The 13,752-nt window shown below is 35.1% G+C and carries 11 protein-coding genes; all 11 read left to right on the plus strand.

Features of this window, described 5'->3' with window-relative positions; genetic code table 11:
* Window positions 1-57 precede the first annotated feature (57 nt).
* Complete coding sequence (locus BU038_RS03135; protein WP_107604767.1) at window positions 58-1,176, plus strand: citrate synthase; 1,119 nt, start codon at window positions 58-60, stop codon at window positions 1,174-1,176.
* 61 nt (window positions 1,177-1,237) lie between these two features.
* The gene (icd, locus tag BU038_RS03140) at window positions 1,238-2,503 is read left to right on the plus strand and encodes an NADP-dependent isocitrate dehydrogenase (protein ID WP_107604768.1); all 1,266 of its coding nucleotides are present in this window, start codon (window positions 1,238-1,240) and stop codon (window positions 2,501-2,503) included.
* A gap of 172 nt (window positions 2,504-2,675) precedes the next feature.
* On the plus strand, window positions 2,676-3,392 hold the full coding sequence (locus BU038_RS03145) for a response regulator transcription factor (RefSeq protein ID WP_107604769.1): 717 nt from the start codon (window positions 2,676-2,678) through the stop codon (window positions 3,390-3,392).
* The gene (gene pnpS / locus BU038_RS03150) at window positions 3,389-5,107 is read left to right on the plus strand and encodes a two-component system histidine kinase PnpS (RefSeq protein WP_107604770.1); all 1,719 of its coding nucleotides are present in this window, start codon (window positions 3,389-3,391) and stop codon (window positions 5,105-5,107) included. The genes BU038_RS03145 and pnpS overlap by 4 nt, the downstream gene beginning before the upstream one ends.
* 92 nt (window positions 5,108-5,199) lie before the next feature.
* Window positions 5,200-7,830 carry a DNA polymerase I gene (polA, locus tag BU038_RS03155; protein ID WP_107604771.1) on the plus strand — a complete coding sequence of 877 codons (2,631 nt, stop codon included), beginning with the start codon at window positions 5,200-5,202 and terminating at the stop codon, window positions 7,828-7,830.
* A 15-nt stretch (window positions 7,831-7,845) separates the two neighbouring features.
* On the plus strand, window positions 7,846-8,718 hold the full coding sequence (gene mutM / locus BU038_RS03160) for a bifunctional DNA-formamidopyrimidine glycosylase/DNA-(apurinic or apyrimidinic site) lyase (RefSeq protein WP_107604772.1): 873 nt from the start codon (window positions 7,846-7,848) through the stop codon (window positions 8,716-8,718).
* A gap of 26 nt (window positions 8,719-8,744) precedes the next feature.
* Window positions 8,745-9,359, plus strand: a complete 615-nt coding sequence (coaE, locus tag BU038_RS03165) for a dephospho-CoA kinase (protein ID WP_107604773.1) — start codon at window positions 8,745-8,747, stop codon at window positions 9,357-9,359.
* A 159-nt stretch (window positions 9,360-9,518) separates the two neighbouring features.
* Window positions 9,519-10,541 (plus strand): glyceraldehyde-3-phosphate dehydrogenase, encoded by a 1,023-nt coding sequence (locus BU038_RS03170; RefSeq protein ID WP_107604774.1) that lies wholly within the window; start codon window positions 9,519-9,521, stop codon window positions 10,539-10,541.
* A gap of 144 nt (window positions 10,542-10,685) precedes the next feature.
* Window positions 10,686-11,159, plus strand: coding sequence for a transcriptional regulator NrdR (nrdR, locus tag BU038_RS03175; RefSeq protein ID WP_107604775.1), 474 nt, complete (start codon window positions 10,686-10,688; stop codon window positions 11,157-11,159).
* Complete coding sequence (locus BU038_RS03180) at window positions 11,159-12,589, plus strand: replication initiation and membrane attachment family protein (protein ID WP_107604776.1); 1,431 nt, start codon at window positions 11,159-11,161, stop codon at window positions 12,587-12,589. The genes nrdR and BU038_RS03180 overlap by 1 nt, the downstream gene beginning before the upstream one ends.
* 1 nt (window position 12,590) lies before the next feature.
* On the plus strand, window positions 12,591-13,511 hold the full coding sequence (dnaI, locus tag BU038_RS03185) for a primosomal protein DnaI (protein ID WP_107604777.1): 921 nt from the start codon (window positions 12,591-12,593) through the stop codon (window positions 13,509-13,511).
* Window positions 13,512-13,752: the final 241 nt, after the last annotated feature.

Raw genomic sequence — 13,752 nt, forward strand, 5'->3', positions numbered from 1 at the left:
TGGATATAATACTAAATGAAAGCCATTTCAATTTGTTATAGAAAAGGGGAAATTAATATGGCAGAATTGCATAAAGGTTTAGAAGGGGTAATTGCAGCTGAAACAAAGGTAAGCTCAATTATCGATAGCCAACTGACATATGCTGGTTACGACATCGATGATTTAGCAGAAAACGCATTATTTGAGGAAGTTGTATTTTTATTATGGAACTACAGACTTCCGACGCAAGACGAATTGAACAAGTTGCAAGAAAAATTATACGAATATGCGAAGTTAGACCAAAAAGTTTATGAGCATTTCGAAGATTATGCAACGGATGACGTTCATCCAATGACAGCATTAAGAACTTCAGTTTCTTATATTGCACACTTTGATGAGAATGCAGAATCAGAAACTGATGAAGAAAAATTAGAACGTGCAATCAGAATTCAAGCAAAAATGGCATCACTAGTAACGGCATTTGAACGTGTAAGACAAGGAAAAGAACCAGTTTATCCTAAACAAGGATTAAACTATGCAGCTAACTTCTTATATATGTTGCGCGGTGAAGAACCAACTGACATTGAAGTTGAAGCATTTAACAAAGCATTAGTATTACATGCAGACCATGAATTGAATGCTTCTGCATTTACAGCACGTTGTGCAGTATCATCTTTATCAGATATGTATTCAGGTATTGTTGCTGCAGTAGGTTCATTAAAAGGGCCTTTACACGGTGGCGCAAACGAGCGTGTAATGAACATGCTGTCTGAAATCCATTCAGTGGATGAAGTTGAACCATATATTGATAATAAATTGAAAAACAAAGAGAAAATCATGGGATTCGGACACCGTGTATATAAAGACGGAGATCCACGTGCAAAATATTTAAAAACTATGAGTAAAAAAATTACTGATGAGACAGGACAAAAACATCTATATGATATCTCAGTAGCAATTGAAGATTTAATGAAAGAACGCACTGGCATCATTGCTAACGTTGACTTCTATAGTGCGACTGTTTATCACAGTATGAACATTCCACATGATTTATTTACACCGATTTTCGCAGTAAGTCGTTCTGCAGGTTGGTTAGCACACATTTTCGAACAATATAGAGATAATCGTATTATGAGACCACGTGCTCAGTACATTGGTGAAACAAATCGTAAGTATTTACCAATTGAAGAGCGCTAAGTTTTAACAGCGACATTCTTGAATCATTTATCACAAAATTTATTTAACGGAGGAATTTAGAATGGCACCAGAAAAAATTGTTAAACAAGAAGACGGTTTATTAGTACCGAATAATCCTATTATTCCATTTATCATCGGCGATGGTATTGGACCAGATATCTGGAGAGCATCTAGCCGTGTATTAGATGCAGCGGTTGAAAAAGCTTATAATGGTGAGAAAAAAATCGAATGGAAAGAAATCTTAGCTGGTCAAAAAGCATATGATGAAACTGGCGAATGGTTACCACAAGAAACTTTAGATACGATTGAAGAATATTTAATCGCTATCAAAGGACCTTTAACAACACCAATCGGTGGCGGTATTCGTTCATTAAACGTGGCATTACGTCAAACATTAGACTTATACGCTTGCTTACGTCCAGTACGTTGGTTCAAAGGTGTTCCATCTCCTGTTAAGCGTCCAGAAGACACTGACATGGTAATCTTCCGTGAAAATACTGAAGATATCTATGCAGGTATCGAATTTAAAGAAGGTACACCAGAAGCTAAGAAATTAATCGACTTCTTACAAGATGAAATGGGAGCTAAAAATATCCGCTTCCCAGAAACTTCTGGTATCGGTGTAAAACCTGTATCTAAAGAAGGTACTGAACGTTTAGTACGTTCAGCTATCCAATACGCGATTGATAACAATCGTAAATCAGTAACATTAGTGCACAAAGGTAACATCATGAAGTTTACTGAAGGTGCATTCAAACAATGGGGTTATGACTTAGCTGAAAGTGAATTTGGCGACAAAGTCTTCACTTGGCAACAACATGACCGCTTAGTAGATGAAAAAGGTAAAGAAGAAGCGGACAAAATTCAAGATCAAGCAGTTGCAGATGGTAAAATCATTATCAAAGACTCAATTGCTGACATCTTCTTACAACAAATCTTAACGCGTCCAGCTGAATATGATGTAGTAGCAACTATGAACTTAAATGGTGACTACATTTCTGACGCGTTAGCAGCACAAGTCGGCGGTATCGGTATTGCACCAGGTGCAAACATCAACTACGATACTGGTCACGCTATCTTTGAAGCAACTCATGGTACTGCACCTAAATATGCAGACCAAGATAAAGTAAACCCATCTTCAGAATTATTAAGTGCAGTATTAATGTTAGAACACTTAGGTTGGCAAGAAGCAGCTGACTTAATTACAGATTCAATTGAAAAAACAATTGCATCTAAAGTTGTAACATATGACTTCGCACGTATGATGGATGGCGCTAAAGAAGTCAAAACTTCTGAGTTTGCTGATGAATTAATCAAAAATCTATAAGCTTTAAATGTTTTCAAGCTATACTGCTCTACTAAGGGCGGTATAGCTTTATTTTTTGGATAATTTATCTTGTTAAGCGAATGTTAAGTTTATGTAAAGATGTTTCGTAGTATGTTATCTTTTTGAAAATATAAGTTATAATTAAGATGAAAAATACACAGGGGGTAAGACTATGACACAAAAAATTTTAGTAGTCGATGATGAACAATCAATTGTAACTTTGCTGAAATACAATTTAGAAACAGCAGGTTATTTAGTAGAAGTTGCTTATGATGGTGAAGAAGCACTTCAAAAACTGAATGCCGTACAACCAGATTTAGTCGTATTAGACGTAATGTTGCCAAAGTTGGACGGTATTGAAGTTTGTAAAACGATTCGTTCAGACCGAAATCTTGTTCCTATCTTAATGTTGACTGCCAAAGATGACGAGTTTGATCGCGTATTAGGCTTGGAACTCGGTGCAGATGATTATATGACGAAGCCGTTCTCACCAAGAGAAGTGGTGGCACGCGTGAAAGCCATTCTACGCAGATCTAAACAAGTTCACAGTCAAAAAGAAGAAGAAACAGATAGTGAAGATGTAGTAATCGGTTCAATTAAAATCAGACCTGAATACTTTGAAGTATATAAAAATAATGAGCTGTTAGAATTGACCCCTAAGGAATTTGAATTACTTCTTTATTTAATCGAACGCCAAGGTCGCGTCATTACAAGAGAACATATGTTGAACTCTGTTTGGAATTATGAATTTACTGGAGATTCCAGAATTGTTGATGTGCATATCAGTCACTTAAGAGATAAATTAGAGGAAAACCCTAAGCAGCCAAAACTTATTAAAACGGTTCGTGGATTAGGCTATAAACTAGAAAGACCTAAATCTGCAAATTGAAGTTTTACACAAGATTACTGCTGACGTTAGCCATCTTGATTATCTCTTGTCTTGTTGCTTTAGGATTACTGATTAATCATGCGATTTACACCACTATTTCATCTAGAGATGCTGAAAATCTAAAGCATGATGCCGAACGTATCAACAAGACTTATAAAGCACATCATGAAGCCGCATTAAAAGAATACGCACACTTAAATAATTTTACAATATCCATACATAGCAATGATGGAGGTAAAACATTATTTAAATCAGATAAAAAAGTACCCGCAAATCCAAACATCAATGTAGTTGGTAATCCATCTAATCTACTTTATGATACGCATCAAGACAATCGAAGATTTACTTATAAATATATTAGTAATGATCATTTTATTATAATTACAGGTTACGATAATGAAATTACACAACTACAATTTGAAGCTTGGAAATATATTGCGATGATTGGTTTATTCATTATTGCCTTAGTCTTTTTAATTGTTAGAAATATTAATCGCACATATATCAGACCAATTAATGATGTAACTTATGCGACGAAACTCTTAGCGCAAGGGCACTATCACATCAGAGTACCTGAAAGTAATGTGAAAGAAACACGAGATTTATTTGTGACAACGAATGAATTAGCCCGTCGTCTACAAAAAATGTATAATGAACAAAAAATTCAATCCAATCGTTTAAAAACGACACTTGAGAACATTCCAAGTTCTGTTTTAATGATTGATAAATACGGTAAAATTGTCATTGCGAACACAGCTTATTATGAAATGTTCAATCCTGAAACAAACGTCGTCAATCAAAATTATAATCGTGTTATTAAAGGCAAACTGAATACTTTAATTATAGATGCCTTTAAAACTGAAAAAACGATGAATGAACAAGTAAAAGTTTATTTGAATAACGTGCATGAACGTTATTTTGATACAGTTTGTGTACCGATTCTATCCCGTAAAAAGAAAAGAATGCAAGGGATGGTTGTCGTTCTGCATGATATTACCAGCTTGAAAAAGTTAGAGAATTTACGTCGTGAATTTGTCGCAAATGTCTCTCACGAGCTGAAAACGCCAATTACATCAATCAAAGGTTTTGCGGAAACATTAATTGACGGCGCAAAAAATGATGAAACGACATTGGATGAATTCTTAAATATTATCTTGAAAGAGTCTAATCGTATTGAGTCATTAGTCGAAGATTTATTAGACTTATCACATATTGAACAACAAAAAGAAGTTGAAACAGAACCTGTAGATCTATCTGAAGTAACAAGAAATACAGTGAAAACTTTATATACAAATGGTAAAAAGAAAAATATTACGCTGGAAACAGATATTGAAGATTACGTGATTATCGATGCCGAAACATCAAAAATTGCTCAAGTAGTAGTAAACATCGTCAGCAATGCGATCAACTATTCACCTCAAGATAGTCGTATTCATGTGCGTGTCTATAAAGAGGGAGAAAAGCGTGTACTAGAGGTTGAAGATTTTGGGATTGGTATCGCACCAGAAGATCAAAAACATATCTTTGAACGCTTTTACCGTGTAGATAAAGCAAGAAGCCGTGATTCAGGTGGCACAGGGCTTGGTTTATCCATTACAAAACATATTGTCGAAGCATATCACGGACGTATTCAAATCGACAGTCAAGTCGGTGTCGGCACAACGTTTAAAGTTATCTTTTTCGACAACAAAAACAAATCAATTAAATTATCTTAAACGATGCGCTGGATAGAATTCCGGCGCTATTTTTATGAGTGGTCATGCGACATATGATAAAATAGAAACAAATCAATTCTGGAGGTTATAGTGTGGAAAAATTAGTGTTAATTGATGGGAATAGTTTAAGTTTCCGAGCATTTTATGCATTGCCTCTTTTAACGAATCGTGCAGGTATTCATACAAATGCCACTTATGGATTTGCGATGTTATTAGAAAAAATTATCAAAGAAGAGAAACCGACGCACTTCTTAGTCGCATTTGATGCTGGGAAAACAACATTCAGACATCAAACATTTAAAGAGTATAAAGGCGGTAGACAAAAGACGCCACCAGAATTAAGTGAACAATTTCCGTTAATCAGACAATTATTAGATGCATATCACATTAAACATTATGAATTAGAAAATTATGAAGCGGATGATATTATCGGTACGCTGAGTAAAGCAGCAGATAAAGCAGGTTTTGAAACGATTATTGTGACGGGTGACCGAGATTTAACACAATTAGCTTCTGATAATGTCACAATTTACTATACGAAAAAAGGCGTAACAGATGTAGATCATTACACACCTTCATTTATCGCAGAGAAATATAATGGTTTAACACCATCACAAATTATTGATATGAAAGGTTTAATGGGGGACAGTTCCGACAATATCCCTGGTATTGCAGGTGTTGGAGAAAAAACTGCGATTAAATTATTAAATCAGTTTGATTCGGTTGAAAATCTTTACAATCATTTAGATGAAGTATCCGGTAAAAAGTTGAAAGAAAAACTTGAGAATGGTCATGATGACGCCTTAATGAGTAAAGAACTTGCAACGATTAATAGAGAAAGTCCAATTGAAGTTACACTTGAAGAAACGAAATTACCTGATGAAGTGGATCAGTCACAAAAAATTGAACTGTTTAAAGAACTAGATTTTAAACAAATGTTGAACCAAATTGATGTCGATGCAGATACAAATACAGAATCTGACCGCACATATGATATCGAAACAGATTTCAACGCAGTTGATTTCAGACAATTAAAACAAGCAGCAGTGTATTTTGAAGTGGATGAAGGTGACTATCTCACTGCAGATATTTTGAAATTCGGATTTAAAGCAGACGAGCACTTTGTCGTGGTTAATGCGGATGAAATCCATAATTATCCTGAATTAATTAAATGGTTAGAAGATGAGCAAACAGAGAAGTATGTCTATGATGCGAAGAAAACGTATGCAGAAGCACATCGTATGAATATTGATATTAAAAACATTACGTTTGATATCATGTTAGCGAGTTATATTCTAAATCCATCTCGCTCAATTGATGATGTTCACTCAGTTGTTGTGGATTATGGGCAAGGTTATGTGCCTGAAGCAGTGCATATTTTTGGTAAAGGTAAAAAACGCCAAGTGCCTGAGGACGACGTGTTAAATCCGTATATTGCTTCAATTTTAGATGCGATTGATGCAAGTACGCCTATCATGATTGATGCTTTAAAAGAATATAATCAACTTGACTTATTTAATGATTTAGAATTGCCACTGGCACGCATTTTAGGTCAAATGGAAGAAATGGGTATTTATACCGATATTGAAGAACTTAAAGAAATGGAAAATGAAATTCAAGGCAAACTTGATACTTTAATCGCACGTATTCATGAAGCAGCAGGAGAAGAATTCAATATTAACTCACCTAAACAACTTGGAGTGGTCTTATTTGAAAACTTGAAGTTGCCAGTGATTAAGAAAACAAAAACTGGTTATTCCACTGCTGTGGATGTTTTAGAACAGTTACAAGGTGAACATCCGATTATTGAAGATATTTTAGAATATCGTCAGTTATCTAAATTACAATCTACTTATGTAGAAGGATTGCAAAAAGTGATTCAAGAGGATAACCGTATTCATACACACTTTAACCAAACATTAGCGCAAACAGGACGTTTGTCATCTGTAGATCCTAACTTGCAAAATATTCCTGTACGTTTAGAAGAAGGACGTCGTATTAGAAAAGCCTTTAAACCGGCAGAACCGGATAATGTTATCCTTTCAGCAGACTACTCACAAATTGAGTTACGTGTGCTTGCTCATATTACACAAGATGAAAGTATGATGAATGCCTTTAGAGAAGGTCGAGACATTCATACAGCAACAGCAATGAAAGTGTTTGACGTAGAAGCGGATGAAGTTGATAGCTTAATGCGTCGACAGGCCAAAGCAGTAAACTTTGGAATTGTGTATGGTATCAGTGATTATGGCTTAAGCCAAAGTTTAGGGATTACGAGAAAAGCAGCGAAGAAATTTATTGATGACTATTTAGACAGTTTCCCAGGCGTTAAACAGTATATGAGTGATATTGTGAAAGACGCAAAAGCAAAAGGTTATGTAGAAACGTTATTACACCGTCGTAGATATATCCCTGATATTACAAGCAGAAACTTTAATCAGCGCAGTTTCGCAGAAAGAACAGCTATGAATACACCAATTCAAGGAAGCGCAGCAGATATTATTAAACTCGCAATGGTGAATTATGATAAAGCTGTGAAGGAAACTGACTTCAATGCACACTTATTACTCCAAGTGCACGATGAGTTGATTTTTGAATTGCCGAAAGATGAAGTAGAGGCTTTCAGTGAATTTATTGAAGATATTATGGATAACGCTATTGAATTAAAAGTACCATTACAAGTGGATACTAATTACGGTCCGACATGGTACGATGCAAAATAGAAAGAAGGTCGCAAATTGCCTGAATTACCAGAAGTAGAGCACGTTAAAAGAGGAATTGAGCCTTTTGTAATCAATCAAATTATTGAAAGTGTTGAGTTCTCAGATAAAGTCATCGATGGAAAAGCGAGCGGTAGAGACACTATTATTAAACAAATTGAGTTGCCGATGTTTAAAAATCGTACAGAAGGCTATAAAATTACACGTGTAGAACGCAGAAGCAAGTATATTCTTTTATATTTAGAAAAAGAGGAAGATAAAAGAGTATTGGTCAGTCATTTAGGTATGACTGGCGGCTATTTCGTAGTCAATGATTTAACAGATATCATTGTACCGAATTACCAAAAACATTGGCACGTTAACTTTAAACTGAGTAACGGCAAACAATTAATTTTTTCTGATATCAGACGCTTTGGCGAAATTAAAAATGTTGATGATATGACAGCATATACGTCATTTGAAAAGATGGCTCCAGAGCCTTTTGATGACAATGCTTACACACATTATCTAAAACAATTAGCATTGCCGAAGTATCAGAATAAGCCGATAAAACAAGTTATATTAGATCATCACGTAATTGCAGGTTGCGGTAATATTTATGCTTGTGAAGCTTTATTTAATGCAAGGATTCATCCAAAACGCAAAGTACATTCTTTAACGAAAGAAGAACAAAAGCGTGTGTTTGATGAAGTGGTGGATGTACTTGCGCTAGGCATTGAACAAGGCGGCACAAGTATTTCTGATTATCGCCATGCAGATGGTCAAACCGGACACATGCAGGAATATTTAAAAGTTTATAAAAAGAAGACATGTCCTGTATGTGGCGGACCGATTGAAACAGAAGTGATAGGCGGCAGAAATAGTCACTTTTGTCCAAATTGTCAAAAATAAATAAATTGAACGAGGGAGATTAGATTATGCAAAAAGTAATTGGTTTAACAGGCGGAATCGGAACAGGAAAATCTACTGTATCTGAATTGCTTGCAGTCCATGGTTTTAAAATTGTGGATGCAGATGTGGCAGCGAGAGAAGCAGTAGAAAAAGGTTCTGAAGGTTTAGAACAAGTCCGCCAAGTATTTGGCGATGAAGCGATAGATGAAAATGGTGAAATGAATCGCAAATACATCGGTGAAATCGTATTTAATGATGACAAAATGCGAGAAAAATTAAACCAAATTATTCATCCTATCGTGAGAACTTTAATGGAAAAACAAAAAGAAGCATATTTAAATGATGGTTATAATGTAATAATGGACATTCCGTTATTATTTGAAAATAATCTTCAAGATACAGTAGATGAAACATGGTTAGTCTATGCTTCAGAAAGTATCCAAGTTGAACGTTTAATGGAACGTAATGACTTAACACAAGAAGAAGCGAAAGCACGTGTATATAGTCAAATTTCTATTGATAAGAAACGTCGTATGGCTGATCGCGTCATTGATAATCGCGGTACATTATTAGAACTTAAACAAAATCTTGAAGCGTTGTTAATGGAAGAAGGTTATATTCAAGGTTATGAAGAAGTTTAATGTGAACGTAATTTAATTCTGAACTTGAATACAAAAAATTGCTTATCATTAGTGATAAGTAATTTTTTTAATTATTTTGCTAAAACGCTTTCATTCTGTCGTGAATATGTTATACTGATTCCATAAAGTATAACACATATAAAACGAGGGGTGCTTTTTATGACAACGAATATTGCAATTAACGGAATGGGACGCATTGGGCGCATGGTTTTGCGCATTGCTTCTAAAAATGATGATTTAAATGTAGTAGCAATCAATGCGAGTTATCCACCTGAAACGATTGCACATTTAGTAAAATACGATACAACACATGGTAAATATGACGGTGATGTAGAACCGACAGAAAACGGTATTCGTATTGATGGTCATGATATTAAATTAGTTTCAGATCGTAATCCAGAAAATTTACCTTGGAAAGATTTAGATATTGATATTGTCATAGAAGCGACTGGGAAATTTAATCACGGAGACAAAGCGGATGCACATATTAAAGCAGGCGCTAAAAAAGTCTTATTAACAGGTCCTTCAAAAGGCGGTCACGTACAAATGGTTGTTAAAGGTGTGAACGATGACAGCTTAGACGTTGAAGAATTCGATATCTTCAGTAATGCTTCATGTACGACAAACTGTATCGGTCCAGTAGCAAAAGTATTAAACGATAACTTCGGAATCGAAAACGGTTTAATGACTACAGTTCATGCGATTACAAACGACCAAAAAAATATTGATAACCCACACAAAGATTTACGCCGTGCACGTTCTTGTAACGAAAGTATTATCCCAACTTCAACAGGTGCTGCTAAAGCATTGAAAGAAGTATTACCTGAATTAGAAGGTAAATTACATGGTATGGCACTTCGTGTTCCTACTAAAAACGTTTCATTAGTTGACTTAGTAGTAGACTTAAAAGAAGACGTTACAGCTGAGCAAGTGAACAAAGCATTTGAAGATGCTGACTTAGAAGGCGTTTTAGCTGTATCAGATGAACCACTAGTATCAGTTGACTTTAATACTAACCCTAACTCAGCAATCGTTGATTCAATGTCTACACTTGTAATGGACGATAAGAAAGTTAAAGTTATTGCATGGTACGACAATGAATGGGGTTACTCTAGCCGCGTTGTTGATATTGCAGTTCAAATTGGTGAATTGTTAAAAACAAAAGAAAAAGCAACAGCTTAATTGAAACTGCTGTCATAAATTTTTAACCAGTTAATCAGAAGTAGGGCTCTGATTAACTGGTTTTTTTCTGCGTTAGTTTCCTTTCTTTTGTGACTTGCACTTTTATAGTATAATAGGCGTAATCAATCAAAGAGGTGAAAATGAATGAAATGCCCAAAATGTAATTCTACGCATTCTCGCGTGATAGATTCCAGACATGCTGATGAAGCCAATGCCATTCGCAGACGTCGTGAATGTGAAAATTGCGGCACTCGTTTTACTACATTTGAGCATATAGAAATGAGTCCGCTGATTGTAGTGAAAAAAGATGGTACACGTGAACAGTTTTCACGTGACAAAATATTGAATGGGCTCGTTCGTTCGTGTGAAAAGAGACCAGTCGGTTATCAACAGCTTGAAGATATTACAAATAAAGTAGAATGGCGTTTAAGAGATGAAGGCCAAGCAGAGGTTTCTTCAAGAGAAATTGGTGAACATGTGATGAATTTATTAATGCATGTGGATCAAGTATCCTATGTAAGATTCGCCTCTGTATATAAAGAATTTAAAGATGTGGATCAGTTGCTTGAATCAATGCAAGGCATATTGCAGGAAAAAAATAAACGGAGTGAATCTTGATGAAGTTGAGTCAAAATGACTTTGGATTACGTCCGCAAGATCCATTTAAAGTACTGCAAGCGCAAAAACTCTCTGCATCTCAACTTGAAGTATTAAACCGTTTATTTACACCGCTAATTGGTACAACAGCAATCGGTGTTTATCATTATCTTTCTCAATTTACAGAGACAAAGCAACAAAACGACTATACACATTATGTGATAATGAGTGAGTTGAAGTTGAATTTGGGTCAATTTAGAGAAGAAATGAATCGTTTAGAAGCGATTGGACTGATTAAAACTTATGCGAAACATGATGAAAATCAATCGCAATTTGTATACCACTTAGTCGATCCGCCATCACCAAAAACATTTTTCAATGATCCTATGTTATCCGTTTATCTTTATAAAGAAGTTGAAGGCAAACGATTTCATGAATTACGCCGTTATTTTGAAACTACACCGATCGATTTATCAAATTATCATGAAGTGACAAAAAACTTTACAGATGTATTTAAAGTACCGAATCAAGCAATTGATAAAATAGATATGTCACATCAAATAATCGAAAGTCAAAAATACGAAGGTATGAATTTAGACCGTGTTCGTTTTGACTTTGAATTACTATATCAATTATTAAGTAATCATTTTGTCAGCGCTGAAATTATAGAAGAAAACACAAAACATCTCATAACACAATTAGCTGTGTTATATGGTATTACACCTGAAGGGATGAAAAATCTAATACTTAAATCACTGACAAGTGCGCAAAAGATTTCATTTGAAGAGTTACGTAAACAAGCACGTGCATACTACGCGATTGAACATGAAAATCAATTGCCGGCTCTAGAAACGAAAGCAGAACCTGTTCGTCCTGAAGCTGCAGAAGAAACTCAAATAGAAATTACTTCTATCCCTCAAACCGATGAAGAATTTAAACAATGGTTTAAATTGATGGATAGTTTGAGTCCAATTGATATGTTGACAGGGTGGGCCAAAGCAGAGCCAACTCCGAAGCAAAAGTATCTGATTGAAGACTTGATTGTGCGTGAACAATTGCCATTTGGTGTAATTAACATGTTGTTACAATATGCTATGTTGAAAAATGATATGAAATTAACGAAGTCATACATTTTAGAAATTGCATCGAATTGGAAGAAATTAGAAATCAGTTCAGCTGAAGAAGCCTATCATCATGTGATGAAATTGAAAAAAGCTGAACAAGAACGTCAAAATAAAAGTTATCAGCAACCAAGCGGTCAAAAACGCTTTAATAATAGAAGAAATACTATATCCAAAGAAATCACACCTGAATGGCTATTGAACCGTGAACATGAAAAACGTCGTAAGAAAGGTGAAAAACGGTCATCCGCTTCAACCGACCAATCTCTCGCACAAGACAGTGCAGCCTTTTTACAACACTTAAAAGAAACATGGAAGGAGGATGAATAATATGAAACGTTTTAGCAATATCATGCAAACATCTCCAGATTTCCAAAAAAGATTTGAGAAAATCAAAAGAGATGTCATTAATGATCCTGACGTTAAACGCTTCTTAGAAGAACATCAATCTGAAGTAACAAATCGGATGATTGAAGAAGATTTGAATATTCTACAAGAATACAAAGATCAACAAAAACATTATGACGGCCATGAATTCAAAGATTGTCCTAACTTTGTTAAAGGGCATGTTCCTGAACTCTATATTGAACATGGCAGAATTAAAATCAAATACCTTCCATGTCCATGTAAAATCAAACACGATCAAGAACAGCGAGAAGCACATTTAATCACTTCACACCATATGCAAAGAGATACATTAGATGCTAAATTAGCCGATATTTATATGGATAATCGTGAGCGTTTAAATGTAGCTATGAAAGCAGACGAATTGTGTAAAGCGATTGTAAGAGGAGAAAGTGTCAAAGGTTTATACTTATATGGTTCTTTTGGTACAGGAAAATCTTTTATTTTAGGTGCGATTGCGAACCAATTGAAATCTAAACTGATTCCTTCAACAATTGTGTATTTACCTGAATTTATCCGTACGTTAAAAAACGGATTTAAAGACGGTTCGTTTGAACGTAAATTACAAGTGGTCAGAGAAGCTAATATTTTAATGTTAGATGATATCGGTGCAGAAGAAGTTACACCTTGGGTGCGCGATGAAGTCATCGGTCCATTACTGCATTATAGAATGGTTCAAGAATTGCCGACCTTCTTTAGCTCAAACTTCGATTTTAAAGCATTGGAACATCATTTAGCGATGACAAGAGATGGCTCGGAACAGACGAAAGCAGCTAGAATTATGGAACGTATTAAATCGTTAGCAGAGCCTTATGAATTAGTCGGCGAAAATTATCGTGACGATTGATATTTTTTGAAAATCAGTTATAATAGAATTAAATCTAAATCAACGTAAACATTAAAGGATATGACATGTTATTCCCTGTTATACAGAAAGTTGCTGGTGATGAGAAAGCAGTTAACATATTAATATGTTACTCCCTTTAGATATATGATATTCGTAATGAGTATCCGGCTCAAGACCGTTATCTTATGCAGAGATAAGAAACAGTATCATGGGAATGTTCTGTTTCTTAAACTAGGGTGGT

This window comes from Staphylococcus simulans, from assembly GCF_003043455.1.
Lineage (GTDB): Bacteria > Bacillota > Bacilli > Staphylococcales > Staphylococcaceae > Staphylococcus > Staphylococcus simulans_A.